The 17,008-nt window shown below is 45.5% G+C and carries 15 protein-coding genes; 5 read left to right on the top strand and 10 right to left on the bottom strand.

Annotation, left to right across the window (positions count from 1 at the left end; genetic code table 11):
• Positions 1–14: 14 nt before the first annotated feature.
• Positions 15–779: a hydratase gene (locus Pcarn_RS15760; RefSeq protein ID WP_261836875.1), complete on the bottom strand. Its 765-nt coding sequence runs from the start codon at positions 777–779 to the stop codon at positions 15–17.
• A 167-nt stretch (positions 780–946) separates the two neighbouring features.
• On the opposite strand from Pcarn_RS15760, the gene Pcarn_RS15755 reads away from it, so the two are divergent.
• Both Pcarn_RS15755 and Pcarn_RS15750 read left to right on the top strand, forming a co-directional pair.
• Complete coding sequence (locus Pcarn_RS15755) at positions 947–1,795, top strand: helix-turn-helix domain-containing protein (protein WP_261836874.1); 849 nt, start codon at positions 947–949, stop codon at positions 1,793–1,795.
• Positions 1,796–1,871: 76 nt separating this feature from the next.
• Positions 1,872–3,224, top strand: coding sequence for an MATE family efflux transporter (locus Pcarn_RS15750; RefSeq protein WP_261836873.1), 1,353 nt, complete (start codon positions 1,872–1,874; stop codon positions 3,222–3,224).
• 1 nt (position 3,225) lies between these two features.
• On the opposite strand, the gene Pcarn_RS15745 is transcribed toward Pcarn_RS15750, so the two are convergent.
• The 5 genes from Pcarn_RS15745 to ascF all read right to left on the bottom strand — a co-directional run bounded on the left by Pcarn_RS15745 (position 3,226) and on the right by ascF (position 8,850).
• Positions 3,226–3,396, bottom strand: coding sequence for a hypothetical protein (locus Pcarn_RS15745; protein ID WP_261836872.1), 171 nt, complete (start codon positions 3,394–3,396; stop codon positions 3,226–3,228).
• A 101-nt stretch (positions 3,397–3,497) separates the two neighbouring features.
• Entirely contained in the window at positions 3,498–5,285 is a 1,788-nt protein-coding gene (edd, locus tag Pcarn_RS15740; protein ID WP_261836871.1) for a phosphogluconate dehydratase, read from the bottom strand.
• 4 nt (positions 5,286–5,289) lie between these two features.
• Positions 5,290–5,811 (bottom strand): gluconokinase, encoded by a 522-nt coding sequence (locus tag Pcarn_RS15735; protein WP_261836870.1) that lies wholly within the window; start codon positions 5,809–5,811, stop codon positions 5,290–5,292.
• A 59-nt stretch (positions 5,812–5,870) separates the two neighbouring features.
• Positions 5,871–7,301: a 6-phospho-beta-glucosidase gene (gene ascB, locus Pcarn_RS15730; protein ID WP_261836869.1), complete on the bottom strand. Its 1,431-nt coding sequence runs from the start codon at positions 7,299–7,301 to the stop codon at positions 5,871–5,873.
• A 58-nt stretch (positions 7,302–7,359) separates the two neighbouring features.
• Complete coding sequence (gene ascF, locus Pcarn_RS15725; protein WP_261836868.1) at positions 7,360–8,850, bottom strand: PTS cellobiose/arbutin/salicin transporter subunit IIBC; 1,491 nt, start codon at positions 8,848–8,850, stop codon at positions 7,360–7,362.
• 542 nt (positions 8,851–9,392) lie between these two features.
• Here ascF and elbB point away from each other — a divergent pair.
• Entirely contained in the window at positions 9,393–10,043 is a 651-nt protein-coding gene (gene elbB / locus Pcarn_RS15720; protein WP_261836867.1) for an isoprenoid biosynthesis glyoxalase ElbB, read from the top strand.
• A 41-nt stretch (positions 10,044–10,084) separates the two neighbouring features.
• Here elbB and Pcarn_RS15715 read toward each other — a convergent pair whose 3' ends face one another.
• Positions 10,085–11,023: a LacI family DNA-binding transcriptional regulator gene (locus tag Pcarn_RS15715; protein WP_261837348.1), complete on the bottom strand. Its 939-nt coding sequence runs from the start codon at positions 11,021–11,023 to the stop codon at positions 10,085–10,087.
• Positions 11,024–11,344: 321 nt separating this feature from the next.
• On the opposite strand from Pcarn_RS15715, the gene Pcarn_RS15710 reads away from it, so the two are divergent.
• Entirely contained in the window at positions 11,345–12,328 is a 984-nt protein-coding gene (locus tag Pcarn_RS15710) for a hypothetical protein (RefSeq protein ID WP_261836866.1), read from the top strand.
• 288 nt (positions 12,329–12,616) lie between these two features.
• Here the strand turns inward: Pcarn_RS15710 and Pcarn_RS15705 are convergent, their stop codons facing one another.
• The 3 genes from Pcarn_RS15705 to Pcarn_RS15695 form a co-directional block, all read right to left on the bottom strand.
• Positions 12,617–13,510 carry a helix-turn-helix transcriptional regulator gene (locus Pcarn_RS15705; RefSeq protein ID WP_261836865.1) on the bottom strand — a complete coding sequence of 298 codons (894 nt, stop codon included), beginning with the start codon at positions 13,508–13,510 and terminating at the stop codon, positions 12,617–12,619.
• A gap of 78 nt (positions 13,511–13,588) precedes the next feature.
• The gene (locus Pcarn_RS15700) at positions 13,589–14,932 is read right to left on the bottom strand and encodes a flavin monoamine oxidase family protein (protein ID WP_261836864.1); all 1,344 of its coding nucleotides are present in this window, start codon (positions 14,930–14,932) and stop codon (positions 13,589–13,591) included.
• 351 nt (positions 14,933–15,283) lie between these two features.
• Positions 15,284–15,805, bottom strand: a complete 522-nt coding sequence (locus Pcarn_RS15695) for a winged helix-turn-helix domain-containing protein (protein ID WP_261836863.1) — start codon at positions 15,803–15,805, stop codon at positions 15,284–15,286.
• A 679-nt stretch (positions 15,806–16,484) separates the two neighbouring features.
• On the opposite strand from Pcarn_RS15695, the gene Pcarn_RS15690 reads away from it, so the two are divergent.
• On the top strand, positions 16,485–16,991 hold the full coding sequence (locus Pcarn_RS15690; protein ID WP_261836862.1) for a DUF3087 domain-containing protein: 507 nt from the start codon (positions 16,485–16,487) through the stop codon (positions 16,989–16,991).
• The last annotated feature ends 17 nt before the right edge of the window (positions 16,992–17,008 follow it).

The raw sequence follows: 17,008 nt of genomic DNA, 5'->3' as shown, positions 1-17,008 counted from the left end.
TCTTTATGTTTCCGCTACTTCTTCTCGTTGAAGGTAACTTGATACTCACCAATACCGGTGTATTTGATGTCGGTAGCTTTATCGAAATCTACCTCAACGATGCCACAGTATGAGCCAGTAATGATGGCTTCACCTGCTTTGAAGCTCGTGCCACGGCGAGACATGAAGTCAATCAGCCAGTAGATTGGGCTAGCTGGCATAGTGTTTGGGTGTTCACCGGCAAAGGTCTGTACTGCTTCGCCTTGAGATACTGTGATGTCGATTTTAGAGGCAGCGAATGCCACTTCACGGTCGATCTCTGGACCAATGAACATTCCTTGGTTTACTAGGCAGTCAGCCAGTTTCTCATAGAACTCAGCGCCGCTGTCGTCTGCAAAGCGTGCTTGCATTAGCTCAAGAGCCATGTGAGTTGCACCGATAGCTTCGTTGATTTCAGCTTCTGTGTAACCCTCTGCTTTTGCTGGCAGGTCTTTACCTAGAATGAAAGCAATTTCAGGCTCAACGCGGGCCTTGCCGTTGTCTTTGAATAGCTCGCAGCTTTCGCCTTTTTGGATGCTATCTGCAAAGATAGGCGCTACCACGAACTTGTCTTCTGCTAGAGGCTGTAGACATTTCCAGCCCGTAACTACATCAGTACGCTGAGCGATCATTTCAGCTTGCACTTGAAGCGCTTGTTCAATGTTGGTTGGACGTTGTTCGGTTGCTAGGCGAGGGGCTTTAGTACCTGCTACACGACGAGAAAGTAGCTCGGTAGCAGCTTGTGCGAATTCTATAGTCATATTGTAATACCTTTATCGTAACTGCCCAGATAATATAAGAATTAATTGATAAGGGAAACTGCTACACGTGCTTTTGAGACCCGTAGCAACAGACTATTATTGTTAGTGAGATTTGATGACTCGCAAGTAGTTCCAAAGCGCATTAAAGAGAAAAGCAAGAATATCCCATGAAACACCTTATTAAGCATGTTCACCTGTCGAAGGGAAAGCCTTGCAAGGCTAAAGAGATACATGAAGAGGCTGATGAAGCCTTTCTAGAACCTCATCGTCATGAGTATTGGGAGATACTTTGGTGTCTTGATGATTCTGGCAGCCAAAGCATTGATTTTGTGGAATATGAGAACAAGAACCATCGTTTTTTCACCATAGCTCCTGGCCAGGTTCACAACTCGGCTTATATGGGAAAGGATGTACGTTTACTGGTATTTTCTCCGGGATTTCTGATGGCAAACCCGAGGAATGTTCAGTTGGTGGAGAGCGTATTTGCTACCCATGATAACCGTGTACCCTATCTTGATTGCTACCTTGAACAGAGCACGCACCTTGAATCCATATTTGGCTTGCTCAAAGAGGAGTGTGAGCGACAAGAGTCCGATTGGGACTTAGTCGAATCCCTTATTATCAGTTTTTTGCGTTATATAGTGCGCTTTAGTATTCCCTCACAGGGTGTTGGTGAAGAGCGTGATGCTAGGGTATCTAAGCTCGTAGGGCTGATAGAGGATAACTATAAGCTAGAGAAAAAAAGCCAGTTCTATGCCGATGCTCTGGCATTGACCAGTAAGCGCCTTAATGAGCTCTGCAAAGCCGAACGGGGTAAAACTGTCACACAGCTTATTCATGATAGGGTGATACTAGAGGCTAATCGCGATCTGATTTTTTCAAACAAAACAATTAAGACCATAGCGTTCGAACTTGGTTTTGAAGACCCTTCCTATTTTAGCCGCTTTTATCGTGGCCAGATGCAAGAGACTCCGGCGGAGTTTCGCGAGCGATGTGCAGATAGTGCCATACAATAGGCAGTTTATCCCTTACTTAGGCTTTCCGATGTATTGATAATACCCGTATTCAATCTATTGCGGATAAGTCTCTACTATGAGCATTAATCTAAAAACTGATCCCGTATCTAAATCATTTTTCCAGTACCTTTGGCCAGCGCTGACAGGCATGGTGATCAAGTCTCTCTATATCATGGGAGATGCTTGGTTTATTGGGCAAGGTGTCGGTGCGGATGGCTTGGGTGCTATCGCTATCACCATTCCTGCTTTTTCTATTTTTACCGCTATTTCTATGATGGTGGGTATTGGTGGTGCTGCCATGATGTCCATCGAGGTAGGCAAGGGTAATAAAAAAGCCGGGCAAGTACTGTTTAATCAGTCAATGCTACTGACGGCCATCCTCACCACCATTGCTGTAACCCTAGCCTTGTTTTGGCTGGATGAAATCATTGGCATGGTTGGAGCTACAGGGAACATTGCAACCTTAGCACATGAGTACCTTTCGGTACTGCTGAAAATGTTCGTGCTTTACTCCCTTGCATGGGTTCTGTCTTGCTTTGTGCGCAACGACACCAACCCTAAACTTGCCACTATTGCCATGTCTGTAGGCGCCATCAGCAACCTGGTTATGGATTACTTCTTTGTACTCAAGTTTGGTTGGGGTATGAAGGGTGCCGCCTATGCGACGGTAATTTCACAGGTAGTGATTGCTCTGATTTTGCTAAGCCACTTCGTGTATAAAAAGGGTAATCTCGAGCTTTCATTTAAGGGGATGGGCCTAGGTCGCAGTCGTGACATCTTGAGGATAGGCACACCTATCTTCTTTATCGAAATCACCTCGGCAATGACTATTTTCATGTTCAACTATACCTTGCTTCACCATTACGGTGAGAGCTACATCATAGCGTATGGTTTGACTTCTAATATTGGTGTATTTGCCCTCTTTGTCATGGTGGGAATAGCGCAAGCGTGCCAGCCTATCGTTAGTTTTAACCATGGGGCAGGTAAGCCTAGACGCATCCAAAGTATTTTAAAGCTCGGGCTTAAGTCAGCGATTGGTTGTGGCTTGGTTTTTATGAGCCTTGTTTGGTTGATAGCTCCTCAGATAGCGAACCTTTATTTGGGTGATAATTCTCAGTTGACGGGCTTGGCTGCAACAGCCCTTACTTTCTACTTCTTTGGTGTGCCTTTGATGGGGCTGAATATGGTTATTGCCAACCTGTTTCAAGCGGTGGCTAGCCCTAGACAGGCGACCATGATATCGCTAAGTCGAGGATTCGTGTTTGTGGCATTGGGCATACTAGTGTTGCCATACTTCTTTCCAGAAAATGGCATTTGGGGGAGTATATTGTTTGCAGAAACGGTGACAGCGGTTATCAGCTTGGTAATGCTTCGTGGGTATAAAAGCAGGGTGCTAGATGAACCGCTGAATTTGGTGAAGGCAGGCTAGGTCATTTCTCTCCGGGCACCTTACCGCCAATGCGATGGCACTCGTTAATAGGGATGGTGCCTTCGTATTTTCCGTCTATGTAGCAGGGTACCGACGGGACACCACCTGTGCCGTATCCTGCAAAAACAGAGCCTGAGAATGCCATTGCTAGAGCTATTAACATCCACTTCATAACTACCTCCTTGGCAACTTATCTCTCATACGCAAAAACGGCGTATATGGAACATAAAGACCCTATACGCCGCCGTATTATTTCGAGTGAAGTGCGTTTTGTTACTCTAGGATGGTGGCTCCTGCTTCTGCGCTGGAGATATTGTGCCTAAAGATGCTGAACAACTCTCTACCAGAACCGAAGTGTTGGGAAGCGAGATCAAACTCAGTCTGTTCCCTATGCTGGATGTCTTGCTCGACGTTTACTTCACCGGTTTGACCATTGATGGTGATGATGTCGCCATTCTCTACCTTAGATAGAGGTCCACCGTGCTGCGCTTCAGGTGTCATATGAATAAGTGCAGGTACCTTACCTGATGCCCCTGAAAGACGACCATCGGTCAAAAGCGCTGTCTTGAAGCCTTTTTTCATTACATTGCCAAGAACTGGCATCAGCATGTGAAGCTCAGGCATACCGTTGGCCGCAGGGCCATTATGTCTCACCACTACGATTGCGTCTCTATCCAGCTCTCCCGCCTCATAGGCACGCTTCACATCATGTTGGCTATGAAACACCAATGCAGGTGCTTGGATTACATGATTCTCTTCAGCAACCGCGCTGATCTTCATCACCCCACGGCCTAGGTTACCGGCCAGTACCTTAAGGCCACCTTGTTCGCTGAAGCTTTTACCTAGCGGAGCAATCACATCCGAGTCTTGGCTATCGTGGATTGGCAAGTAAACCAGTTTGCCGTTCTCCAGATTTGGCGTCTTCAGATAATCCTGCATGGTGCCGTACACCGGCGTCGCATCCATATGGATCAAGCCACGCTCAGAAAGGTTTTTCAGTAGTGCTGGAACACCGCCCGCGCGCTCAAAATAGTTGATATCAGCGGGGCCGTTTGGATAAACACGTGCCAGTAGTGGTACGACGCTTGATAGGGCATCGAGATCATCCCAAGTCACTATCAAACCCGCCGCTCTGGCTACCGCTATCATATGAATGGTGTGATTGGTACTGCCGCCTGACGCAATAAGAGCCACCAGTGAATTAACGATAGATTTTTCGTCTACCACTTTGTACAGCGGACGCCCTTGACCACCAGAGATGGCAACCATGTTCTTGATAGAGGCGATATTCAGTGCGTGTCTGAGTTCGCTACCAACTGGCACGAAGGCTGAGCCTGGTAGCATTAGACCCATGGCTTCAAACACCAATTGGTTGGTATTGGCTGTGCCAAAGAAGGTACAAGTACCTGGTGAGTGGTACGCTCCACACTCTTTCTCTAGAAGCTCTCTATCATTAATTTCGCCCGCAACGTGTTGTTGTCTTGCTTTGACCTTTTCAGCATTAGAAATGCCAGAGGACATTGGGCCGGCTGGAATAAATGAAGTAGGCAGGTGACCAAAAGAGAGAGCACCCATCAACTGGCCTGGTGCAATTTTGTCGCAGATGCTCAAAAGCGCCGTACAATCGAAGGTATTGTGGCTTAGAGCAACCGCCGTGGACTGGGCGATAAGGTCGCGTGAGTACATGGAGATATCCATGCCCTCTTGCCCTTGAGTAACACCGTCGCACATTGCAGGCGTGGCACCCGCAACCATAGCGCTGTGACCCATCTTAGACATCACCTCTTTGATGAGTTCAGGATAGGTTTCATAAGGCTGGTGGGCGCTTAACATATCGTTGTATGCCGTTACGATACCCAGATTAATCTTAGTGAAATCAAGTACTTTATCGCGCTGCTGGTCACCACAGATCGACACAGTGTGTGCCATGTTACTGCATGAAAGAGAACCTCTGTTTGGTCCGTGCTGTGCTTGTTTTTGCATGCGCTGAACATAGTCTTCACGACGCTGTTTGCTTCTTTCAATGATGTCGAGGGTAACTTGAATAACTGTGTTGTTCATTCTTTCAATCCAGATATTGCTTCGCTAAGGTGACACATTCAGAAACCACTTCGTAGAGGTCGTTAGACACATCCACCTGATGGGTTTTAGTCTCTAAATCAGTCGGCATTTCCATGGTCGCGTACTGATCATCAAGCAGTGACAGTGGCATAAAGTGCCCTTCACGATTTTGCATACGCTCTGCGATGATTGCTTTGTCGGCGTGAAGGTGCAGGAAGATAACGTTTTGGTTCCCTTCACGGATTTTATCGCGGTAGCATTTCTTGAGCGCTGAACAGACAATCACGCCACGCTCGTTCTTCATCTCCATGCTAAATGCAGCATCACGGATTCTTTCTAGCCAAGGATTGCGGTCTTGATCGTTTAGCGCTTCACCCTGAGACATTTTTAGAACGTTCGCTTTAGGATGCAGATCGTCGCCATCGATAAACTTAGCGCGGATCTCCTGTGCGAACATCTCGCCAACAGTCGATTTACCGGTGCTTGAAACACCCATAATGATAAAAACTGCGGTGTTGTTATTCATAAACCCCTCATGAGATTTTTATAATAATTGTGCGGCTTCTGCCGCACTTATAGTCGGTATTAATCGAGATCTTCGCCGTTGCTCTCGATGACCTTTTTGTACCAGTAGAATGACTTCTTCGGGATACGGTTTAAGGTGCCGTTGCCTAGGTTGTCTCTATCCACATAGATGAAGCCGTAGCGCTTGCTCATTTCACCGGTAGAGGCAGCCACAAGGTCGATACAGCCCCAAGGCGTGAAGCCCATTAGAGGCACGCCATCCTTGATGGCTTCTTTCATTGCTTGTACGTGAGCACGCAGATAGTCGATGCGATAGTCATCATTTACCTGACCGCTTTCATCCAATACATCCTTTGCACCTAGGCCGTTTTCAACCAGGAACAGAGGCTTCTGGTAGCGGTCATACAGGGTGTTCATCGTGATACGCAGACCTAATGGGTCGATAACCCAACCCCAGTCACTTGCTTCCAAGTGTGGGTTCTTTATGGATTTCACTACGTTAGCAGCGCTGGTGTTGCCTTCGTTCATATCTGCTGATGCGCAGCGAGATGCGTAGTAGCTAAATGAGACGAAATCTACGGTATTTTTCAAGATCTCGTGGTCTTCTTCGCGAATGTCGAGAACGACACCTTTCTCATCGAATACACGCTGAGCGTAAGAAGGGTAGTAACCACGTGACTGAACATCGATAAAGAACAGGTTCTCACGGTCCTTCTGCATTGCTGTGAAAACATCTTCAGGCTTGCAGGAGTATGGGTAGAAGTTACCGCCGGCCAGCATACAGCCCACTTGGTTTTCAGGGTTGATCTCATGAGCCAACTTAGTTACCAAGGCGCTAGCGACCAGTTCATGGTGCGCTGCTTGGTATTTCACTTGGTCTTGGTTCTCGCCCTCTTGGAAGAGTATTCCCGCGCCCGAGAATGGGCTAGCCAGTAAAATATTGATTTCGTTAAAGGTTAGCCAGTACTTAACCAAGCCATCAAAGGCCTCGAAACAGGTACGGGCATAACGCTCAAAGAAGGTGATCATTTCGCGGCTGCGCCATGAACCATATTCGTTCACTAGGTGCATTGGCACATCGAAATGGCACAGGGTTACCAGCGGCTCGATGCCGTATTTCTTGCACTCTTCAAATACTGAGCGGTAGAAGTCGATGCCTTCTTGGTTTGGTGTTTCTTCATCACCTTTCGGGAAGATGCGAGCCCAAGCGATTGAAATACGGAAGGTTTTGAACCCCATCTCAGCCAGAAGAGCAATGTCTTCTTTGTAGCGATTATAGAAATCGATAGCGTTATGGCTTGGATAGTATTCACTTGGGTCTAGCTCAACCGAGTCCACTTGACCAAGCTTGATAGGCATGCGGTTTTCACCGTAAGGGATCATATCTACTGTGGTTAATCCTTTGCCACCCTCTCGGTAGCCACCCTCTGATTGGTTAGCGGCAATTGCGCCACCCCAAAGGAAATCTGATGGAAATGTAGTTTTGGACATGCTGTGCCTTTAATTTTTTGTAGCCACCCCAAGCTGAGGTGGCTAAATAATTTGATGTTTAAGCGGTGGCTTTGGCAGCTACTGGAGCTTCAGTAAGCTTTGGTTCTTCTTTTTTATCCGCTTCTTTCTTGTGAGACTTGTTCATGTCGTCTTCTTCCTCGTTAGGGATATCGTCAAAGCCAAGCATTAGGGTTAGGACGAACGAAAGAACTACCGACAGTGCCATTAGGCCAAGTACCCACACCAAGCTCATTGGGTCGTTTACGTCGATAAACTGCACGCTGGTGAATAGGCTAGGTGCGGCCATTGAGTGGCTGGCGATGCCCGCATAGCCTGCTAGGCCACCTACGATAAAGCCTGTGATTAGGGTCGCGATGAGTGGTCGCTTCAAGCGAACCAATACGCCGTATAGTGCTGGCTCTGAGATACCCGCCATTAGGGCTGATGCACCTGCTGCCATAGAGGTTTGTTTAAGAGCGATGTTACGAGTCTTCCAAGCTACCGCTAGACATGCGCCACCCATACCTATGTTTGCACCGATTTCAGATGGCATTACCATGCCTTCGGTACCAGTTTCAGCGATGGTTTGGATGATGGTTGGTGTAAACACACGGTGCATACCAGTCAGTACAAGTAGTGGCCATAGTGCGCCCATGATAGCTACTGCTAGCCAGCCTAGAGTGCCGTGGATGGTGTAAACCAGAGTAGAGATAGCCGTACCAATCCAGATACCCATAGGGCCTACCAGAAGGATGCCGATTGGCGCTGCGATTAGAACGATAAGCATTGGCTTAAGGAAGTTCTTAGTCACGGTAGGAGTAATGCTATCTACCCAGCGCTCAATGTATGACTGAATCCAAGTCATGATAAGCACAGGAATAACGGTGTAGGTGTAGCGCACAGACTCTACTGGGATACCAAATAGGTCAACATGCTTACCTTCGGCCGCCTGAGCCATCAGGTCAATAAAGTTAGGGTGAACCAAGACGCCGGCAATACCGATGGCCAATGACATATTGGTTTTGAATTTAATCGCTGCCGATGCCGCTACCATGATAGGTAGGAAGAAGAAGGCACCGTCACCTATGGTGTTCAGTAGGATGATGGTCGAGTGGTCAGCTTCGTAAACGTTGAACATCAGCAGAAGCATGGCCGCAAGCTTAACCATAGAGCCACCGATGATGGCAGGGATAAGCGGTGACATGGTGCCCACAAGTGCATCAAGCATCTTGGCGCCGATAACCTTAGGAGTCAGTTTCACTTTAGGAGCTGGAGCGTCATCTGCTGCACTACCATCAAGGTTAAGCAGTTTCATCACCTCTTTGTATGCCGCAGCCACATTGTTACCCACGATAACCTGGCACTTGTCACCGTTTTGCACAACGCCCATAACACCCTTGATCTTCTTAAGCGCATCGGCATCGATCCCCGCTTCGTCTTTGGTAACAAAACGCAGGCGGGTCATACAGTGGGTAAGGGCAATCACATTGCTCGCTCCACCCATCTTCTCCACTACCGAATTGGCTAGGGCGCTGAAATTGTTGGACATTTTTTATCACTCCTAAGTGTGCAGAGGTTGGCTAAGTCGTTTGTAGCCAAGTCATTTTGCGGTCTATCACAGCCAGATAGCCGACTTTTGAGTTCACGCACCGCCACTCATGTGGCGACATTCTTCTTCTGTTTGTATTCGCCAGACTCGGGGGAGACCTCGCGATAGTTTTTCTTAGAGTTGGATTGTTATGCTCTAAGTTACGGGTAACAAGTTACCAGTAACATTTGTAAAATAAAGCGGATTTTGAGATTCATCTAAAAATTGAGATCTGGATCGTTAAAACGAGGCTATACAAAGGCTTTAAGGGGATGCGTACTGTTACAGGATATGTATTTTATCGAGTTTTCAAGCTTAGTTAGAGTGATGCATATATATCTAAAAAAATGAAAGCAAATGGAGATGAGTAGCGCAGGTTTAAGTGGATCACAATTGTGAGGTTTACTCTCTATTCAGCAGTCAGATTGTCACATCGAAAATTTATGTTTCTTATCAGCAGGCATATATTGGAATAAACCAACAACAAGATAAGGAAACGCATTATGGCTAAGGTCGCAGTTGTACTGTCAGGTTCGGGTGTATTTGATGGCTCGGAGCTTCACGAAAGTGTGATTACTATGCTCTCATTAGAAAAGCTCGGCATTGAGTACCAAACATTTGCTCCGGATATCACTCAACTTCATGTCGTAAATCACCAAACTGGTGAGGTGTTTGAATCTGAGCAACGTAATGTATTGGCAGAATCCAACAGAGTTAGCCGCGGCAATACCCAGTCACTTGCTAAGCTCAACCAAAGTGACTTCGATGCCTTGGTGTTTGTGGGTGGCTTCGGTGCCGCCAAGAACCTCTCTGATTTTGCAGTGAAAGGCGCTGAGTACGGTGTGCTTCCTGAGATCAGCCAAGCAATCAACGATTTCCATGGACAAGGAAAATGGGTATTGGCGATGTGTATCGCTCCTGTGTTGGTGGCCAAATCCCTACCAAACGTATCTCTGACCATTGGCAGTGATGCCGATACCATCCAGGCACTTGAGCCGACAGGCGTTAAGCATATTGCTTGCTCTGCAGTTGAGCATCATGTGGATGAAGAGAATAAGGTGATCACCACTCCAGCTTATATGCTGGCAAGCAATCTGGTTGAACTAGAAACCGGTATTAGTGGCGCGCTGAGTGTTTTGTCTAAAAAGCTTTAAAATTGAGATGGGTCTATAAGCCGTTATAGACCCTGTTAACGCTAGACGCTTTCTCCAAAATCTAACTCTACATCTAGGCAGATGTTGTCGGTTTTCTTCGATTTACTTTCGATTCTTTGTAGTAGCTGTTTTGCTGCGATTTCGCCTATCTCTTTACGAGGGGTAACCACACTGGCAAGCCTTGGCACTAGTGATTGACCTACATCCAGACCATGGAATCCGGCTACTGCGATTTGCTCAGGTATTGAGATCCCTTGATGCTGGCACTCAAACACAACCCCAGTTGCGATATCGTCATTGGTGCAGAAGAAGCTGTCGGCTTGTGGATGTTGCTCTAGCGTCTTGGTCAGTAATTCACGTCCTAGAGAGAAAGAGGAGCCTTCTTCGGTCAGCATCTCAATTGGCATAACACCAAACTCTTCAACGGCGTCTCGATAGCCTTCGCGCTTTAGCTCGGTTCGTCTATCGAGCTGAGCACCAAGATAAACAGGATGCTTATACCCCTTTTCTAGAAGTGCCTTAGTCATCAAATAGCCCGCTTTTTTGTTATCAAAGCCGACAGATTGATGGATAGGAGTCTTACTCGAGCCCATGATTTCAATAGTTGGAATACCTGCCATCTCAATCATGGCGAGCGTTCTTTCGGTGTGTTCGAAGTCGGATAGGATCAGACCGTCGATTTGATATGAAAGCAGCGAGGTGATGTGCTTTTCTTCTACTTCAGGAGAGTAGCCGTAGTGGGCCAACATCACCTGATAGCCGGCGGGTTCAGTGACCTCTTCGATACCACTAATAACATCTGCGAATACCTGGTTGGTGAGTGAAGGAACCAGAACACCGATAGCGAAACTCTTGGAGTTCGAGAGCAGAGCAGGGGCTTTATTGGGGATATAGCCGGTTTCTGTGATGACCTTTTCAATCTTGTCACGAGTCTTTTGCGATACCTTTTCTGGGTCCCTTAGGTAGCGACTCACCGTCATCTTGGTTACGCCAACTTGGTCGGCAATGTCTTGCAGAGATGTCCTTTTATTCTTCACAGTACGTCTAAGTGTTACGGTAACATTGCCTCGATTATTAGCGAATGAGGTAGGAATAGCAATCAGAAACTAGCAGAGAGTCGTAGTTTTGAATCTGTTCCTAAAATTGCTCAAGATGAGAGCATAAGTTTACCCAACATTGCGTGCTGTTTACGTTCGTTTACAGTCTAATGGGCAGAATACGCACCTTATTTAGAGAGTCGAATTGACCTCTCTCTGGTTAAAACTACGCTTAAACTTCTTACCCAAACAGGATCTCCGCCAATGGTTATCAAAAACAGCCAAGTTATCGCTCTTTCATCTGTAACCTTATTTTTAGCGGGGTGCTCTCCTTCATCTGACTCGGTTGCTAGCACTGGCATTAGTGATTACAAGGGTTCAGCTAGCATCACTCAAGGGCGTGCTAAGACAATCGAGGAAAACCTTTTTCAGTGTGAGAATGGAAGAAGTCGTGTTGCTGGTGTTGGCGAGATTACTAGCTCTGACGGCAAGGTATGGACGGTTCCTGCTGATAACCACTTTACTACTGCGCCGAAAGCGAAGGACTTGTATGAAGAGTGCTCCAACATCACCCCTCAAAGTATTGCAGATGTTGATGAAGACTCAGTCCCTTTAGCCGTTGTAGATGCTGACGGAGAAGAGATCACTGGCTATATCTTTGCTGATAACTACTTTGAGCTGTACATTAATGGTCAACTGGTTGCGGTAGACACAGTTCCCTTCACTCCCTTCAATTCTAGTATCGTAAAATTCAAGGTTAACAAGCCTTATACCATTGCGGTCAAGGTCATTGACTGGGAAGAAAACCTAGGCCTGGGTACCGAAGATAATCGAGGAAAGGCATTTCACCCTGGTGATGGCGGGTTTATCGCGAGCTTTAGCGATGGAACCGTAACCAACTCCGATTGGCAAGCACAAACATTCTACACAGCCCCTATCTACGACCTAAGCTGCCTGAGTGAAGTGGATGGTAAACGTTTGTCTGAAACCTGCACCACTGAAGGTACAGACAATGGAGAAAATGCGTACGCTGCTCACTGGGAAACCCCAAGCGATTGGATGAAGCAAAGTTTCGACTCCAACTCATGGCCTCAAGCAACCCAATATTCAGAAGATGAGATTGGTGTAGACAATAAGAAGTCTTATATGGATTTTATTGAGAAATTCAGCGGCGCAGGAGCAAACTTTATCTGGTCTACCAATGTTGTTTTAGATAATGAAGTTCTACTGAGATATGAAGTGAAATAACTTCAATTTTTAAAATCAACAAGCAACTATGTTTAAACAAAATAGATATAGTTGCTTGTCTTTCCAAAGTCGTTACTTCCATCATCTCTCTACTTTAGTAACACATTTTTGGACATTTCCGTGTTATGGACTTTGCTAATTTAGCAATTAACGGATTACTGTAAGTCAGTCAGAACTCTACCATAGTCGCACTCAAAGATAGCAAGCACTCCAATCGAGTCTCTTCTAAAGTAACTGTTTGTTTAGCCTCAGAAGCACCTCAGCCAAGTCTGTCAAAAAGCCAATTGCTTACACTATTTTAACTGGTAGTTGAAAAGAGAACGTAGCCCCTTTTTTTCCCTCATGATGGACATTGAGCATCATCTCAATCAAGTCTCGTGATTCATCAACTTGATACTTGAGCTTGTTGGCCTGTTCAAACAACGACTTAATAGCTGTGATATAAGCAACATCAGTAAGCACAAGTACCTCGCAACACAGATAGTAGCCCTCTTTAATCGTACCGTTGTGTTGGTAAGTTGGGGCTCCCCAATCTGCCACAGTCATAGATGCATTGCGCCATTCTCTATCTATACCTTTTATAGGGGTTATAGTTAGCAGTCTTTTACTTTGATCGCCCAGCTTCTCGTATGCGGTATCCCAATCAAAGTTTTGGACTTCTATCACTTTAACACCGCGCTCAACATACCAAACCAGCTCTGTTGGCATAGACATCGCCAGATGTTTTTCAAAGCTATCGCCACATCTAGGATGTGAGAGCTTATCAAGCATTTCACAGATTTGATCGGGTGTTGCATTAGCGCTCGCGAGACGGATCTCATTTGCGGTCACCCCCAGCTCTCTTTTAAGTACCTTTGCTAGAGCTTGAGATGACGAGTATCCAGAACTATGTGCGATATCAATAACCTTTGTTTGACTATTAGCCATCAGTAGATGAACCGCTTGCTGCAACCGTATTCGACTTAAATAGTGTCCCGGTGTCTCTTGAAATAGTTCGCTAAATTGGCGATGAAAGTGGTGTGGAGAAATAGCACTTTTTTCTGCAACCATTTCCCATGACAAACTTTCGTACAACTTCTCATGCATCAGCTCAAGCGCAACCTCAAAACGCTGACGAAGATGAGGAGGCAATGTAGCGAACAGGGTTTGTTCGGGAACAATGCTGAATGTGGGATGTTTCATGGTATCCACAGTGAAAGTAACGAAATCTATTTGCATTCCACTATGAATACTTAGCCAGTTAATTTCAACCCTGAGCCTTTAGCTCAACTCAGACAAGATATCATTTGCGGCTCTGACACCAGACCATGCAGCCCCGGACAATTCTGGACTGTGGGTATAGTCACCTGCGAAATATATACGACCAACCGGTAGTCTAATTTGATCAATGTTCTGGGTTAGAAAGCCTGGAGGGAACCTTGCTATGCCAAGCGGCCATTTCTTTATTTTGTAATCAATGACGGACTTATCCAGAGTAAAATTTGGATGTATCTTTGAGAGAGGCTCAGCGACTCGATTGAGAATAGCACTGTCATCTAAATCTTGTGCTTCGCTGCCAGCAATGTTTATGCTAACTACGGTTTCATTGTCTTCATGTGTTCTAGTTTGATCCATATATGCATTCACTTTCTCATTATGGAAAAGACAAGACGCGAGTTTTTTATCACTGGTATAGTCTTTGATATGCAAAGCAACTTGCATGCTGGCACCATAGCTTACCGCTTCAAGTGCTTGTGCTTTTTCCGCACTTAATCCTTTAACAATGCCTCGTGTGATGGGTGCAGGAGTGGTAACAATGACATAGTCTGATGACAAATTTTGCCCCGATTCTGTTGTCACAATAACCTTATCCTCCACGTTTTCCACGCTGATAATCTTAGTTGAGAGTGATATTTTCCCACCTTTGGCACGGATATCTTTTGCAATGGCTTCTGCCATTTCTTGGTTGCCCCCTTCAACCAAATAACTCATGCCTTTCTCTTCACCACCGTACCAACCTGCCATCAACAAGGCCGATGTTTCTGAAGTACCAACACCTCCTTCAGGGGTCAACATCATATTAAAAAGGTCCTCAACATCTGGGTTGTATTTAGACAGATAATCCGAGCCTGACATTTGATCCAATGCCAACCAAAGCTGTGAAGGAGGTTCTTTATCAAAAACATAATTACGACTTTTCATTATCTCTTTACGGTGTTTTGCCATTTGTTTGAGAGACTCATCCCATTGCAGTAAAGACTCTCGACCTATTGGAAGTTTCTGAAAAACGCCCTCGCCGCGATCCTTGACAAACTGGCCATTCCAGAGGATGCCATGGTTCCCCGTATTGGGATCGAATAGCTTAGGGTATTCATTAGTGAAGCAGTCGACACGTCGCACATATTTATTCATATATTCGTTGTCGCTTTCAAAAACGTACTGCGCACCAAGGTTGGCATGAGTACCTCCGATAGGTACGGAGTAAATACGCCCACCGACTCGAGGTTCACTATCAACCAGTGTGACACTGACACCATGTTCGATTAGTCTTACTGCTGCTATCAGACCAGAAAGCCCAGCTCCAATTACAATCACCTCTGAACCATTATACTTTTCTACACTCATTGGTCTCGCACTCACACATCCAGCTAAAGGGCTCGCCGCTAAGAGAGCCAAAAATCTGCGTCTATTCATTTATGACTCCTACAATCGACGAGATACATTGGGCAACCAGCTAGTCGCTTTTGGGCACTAGTATTGAACAAGGTAGAAAAAAAACCGTGTCCCAAATTGCTGTTCTTTGGCAAACCAAGTCAATTTGTCAAAATGGGTTGCATTAGGATGTGAAAGAAAAGAAGCTCGCAAAGCTTATTGCACGGCGTGTATTAGTGGGTGGCTAGACTCACGTACCAGCATTACTAAAATGTGTTACGAGCCTAACCTTATTTGATTCAACACGTGATAGAGCGGTCTTCTTTATTGCGAGAACCAATAGAGTAACTCGGCTAAAAGAGTAAGCACCAGTAAGAGAACAAAGGCCTCAATTCTAATGAGTTGTTTATGATGCATTAAATAGGGGGGGGTAAGTGTGCCTTTAACCACGCTGTTGTCAGTAAAATTAGGTTCATTTTTACTGAATAAACTGTGTTCGTTTGAAACAAAGGAAATAGGGTTTGCGATAGCGATGAATTCATACCCAACCTTCGGTACGGTTTTAATGAACTTGGGTAACTTAGTGGAATCGCCAAGAGCTTTTCTTAATGTTGATACAGACTGCCTGAGACTTGATTCGTTCACATAAACGTCTCGATTGTTCCAAAGTGCTGAGACCAGCTCATGTCGTGAAATGGTCGTATTGCGATGCTCCACAAAATACTCAAGTAGCCGAGTCTCGTTTGTACCAAGAGAGAGATGCTGACTTTTATTCTCCACTTTAATAAGAGTGTTATCTTGTGGAACAAAGACAAATTTGTCATCAATATTATATCTAATTTTCATGGTTCTAATCCTGAGCTTAACCACCAATTCGATTCGGGATAACCATACTCATTAATGAAGCATTCAACGCGTTCCATATACTGTTCATCATTACACTTACACGTCATTATTGATTTTCCACCTACACATCCAACCACCATAAGCGGTATAAATCTGGGCTGATTCATATACCACTCCCACGCTCGACGAGATACATTGGGCGACCAACTAGTCGCTTTCAGGCATTAGTATTGAACAATGAAGAAAAAATACCGTGTCCCAAATTGCTGTTATTTGGAAGACAAAGCTGTATTGGATGATTTAGTGAAAAAGAGTAGTTACCAACCCTAAAGTCGACTTTATATTTCAAGGTTTAGTTAACATGAGTTGTCCCCTTTTTGGAGCCGTAACAGACATTAGCTAACCTAAGCTGTGTTGCTTAACTAACAAAGAGAGCTTTTGAATAAGACAAACACACTTTGGGGCAAAAACGTGTTTCAATTCGGTCTGTCGACTCTTCAAAAACAGCAGAGAGCTACAGGCCTTAGCCCCTAAATCTCTAACACGCCTTTCCTGATCGTCATAATTTCTCAGACAAAAGTCTGCTTTCCAGCAACATCCCCTTATTCTGACTGTTGATGAATGTATAATCCCTGACACTCAAGCCAATTGACTCAATGTTTTACCCTAAAGGACAAAGATGCAGTTACAGAAGATCGACAAGCAAGTATACCGTTCACGCCTAAAGGTCGTTATTGTCGGCTGTATTGCTAGCCTTGCCATTGCCAGTTTGGCCATTTCTCAGTCGCTAATTCTCATTTTCCCTTCTGAAACAGGAAGCCACTTCCACTGGAACCTATTGGGCGTAGTCGTGAGTGCGATTGCTTTGGCTGCTGTGTTGATTAAGTTTAAAAGCCACCCAAAAATGAAAGAAGTCGCTTATGTGTGGGATTTAAAGCAGGCGCTGAATCTCATTTATCGTAAGAACCGAAAGCTACTTGCTGCAGCAGAGCAGGGCAACGCTGAAGCAATGCTTGCACTTCAATTTAGCTATGAGGGTTCCCGTCAGCTTTGGGAATTAGACGATAACACCCTAACTATGAGTAGCCTAAACCAAGCTCAGAACAAGTTGGATGATTGGGCAAAAAAGTATGATGTGCAGTTGGACACTGCCGCTTACCACTCGGATATTTTGAAAGGGTTTTAGTGCACAGCAGCACCAGA

Source organism: Vibrio ishigakensis, from assembly GCF_024347675.1.
GTDB classification, from domain to species: Bacteria; Pseudomonadota; Gammaproteobacteria; order Enterobacterales; family Vibrionaceae; genus Vibrio; species Vibrio ishigakensis.
This window is presented reverse-complemented; position numbering and strand designations above follow the sequence as displayed.

Bases quoted from the DNA above. Each gene is read 5' to 3' on its own strand.
- Pcarn_RS15700 (WP_261836864.1), bottom strand. From the start codon at position 14,932: ATGAGTGTAGAAAAGTATAATGGTTCAGAGGTGATTGTAATTGGAGCT.
- edd (WP_261836871.1), bottom strand. From the start codon at position 5,285: ATGAACAACACAGTTATTCAAGTTACCCTCGACATCATTGAAAGAAGC.
- Pcarn_RS15745 (WP_261836872.1), bottom strand. From the start codon at position 3,396: ATGAAGTGGATGTTAATAGCTCTAGCAATGGCATTCTCAGGCTCTGTT.
- Pcarn_RS15710 (WP_261836866.1), top strand. From the start codon at position 11,345: ATGGTTATCAAAAACAGCCAAGTTATCGCTCTTTCATCTGTAACCTTA.
- Pcarn_RS15750 (WP_261836873.1), top strand. From the start codon at position 1,872: ATGAGCATTAATCTAAAAACTGATCCCGTATCTAAATCATTTTTCCAG.
- Pcarn_RS15760 (WP_261836875.1), bottom strand. From the start codon at position 779: ATGACTATAGAATTCGCACAAGCTGCTACCGAGCTACTTTCTCGTCGT.
- Pcarn_RS15695 (WP_261836863.1), bottom strand. From the start codon at position 15,805: ATGAAAATTAGATATAATATTGATGACAAATTTGTCTTTGTTCCACAA.
- Pcarn_RS15715 (WP_261837348.1), bottom strand. From the start codon at position 11,023: ATGACGGTGAGTCGCTACCTAAGGGACCCAGAAAAGGTATCGCAAAAG.
- Pcarn_RS15755 (WP_261836874.1), top strand. From the start codon at position 947: ATGAAACACCTTATTAAGCATGTTCACCTGTCGAAGGGAAAGCCTTGC.
- Pcarn_RS15735 (WP_261836870.1), bottom strand. From the start codon at position 5,811: ATGAATAACAACACCGCAGTTTTTATCATTATGGGTGTTTCAAGCACC.
- ascF (WP_261836868.1), bottom strand. From the start codon at position 8,850: ATGTCCAACAATTTCAGCGCCCTAGCCAATTCGGTAGTGGAGAAGATG.
- elbB (WP_261836867.1), top strand. From the start codon at position 9,393: ATGGCTAAGGTCGCAGTTGTACTGTCAGGTTCGGGTGTATTTGATGGC.
- Pcarn_RS15690 (WP_261836862.1), top strand. From the start codon at position 16,485: ATGCAGTTACAGAAGATCGACAAGCAAGTATACCGTTCACGCCTAAAG.
- ascB (WP_261836869.1), bottom strand. From the start codon at position 7,301: ATGTCCAAAACTACATTTCCATCAGATTTCCTTTGGGGTGGCGCAATT.
- Pcarn_RS15705 (WP_261836865.1), bottom strand. From the start codon at position 13,510: ATGAAACATCCCACATTCAGCATTGTTCCCGAACAAACCCTGTTCGCT.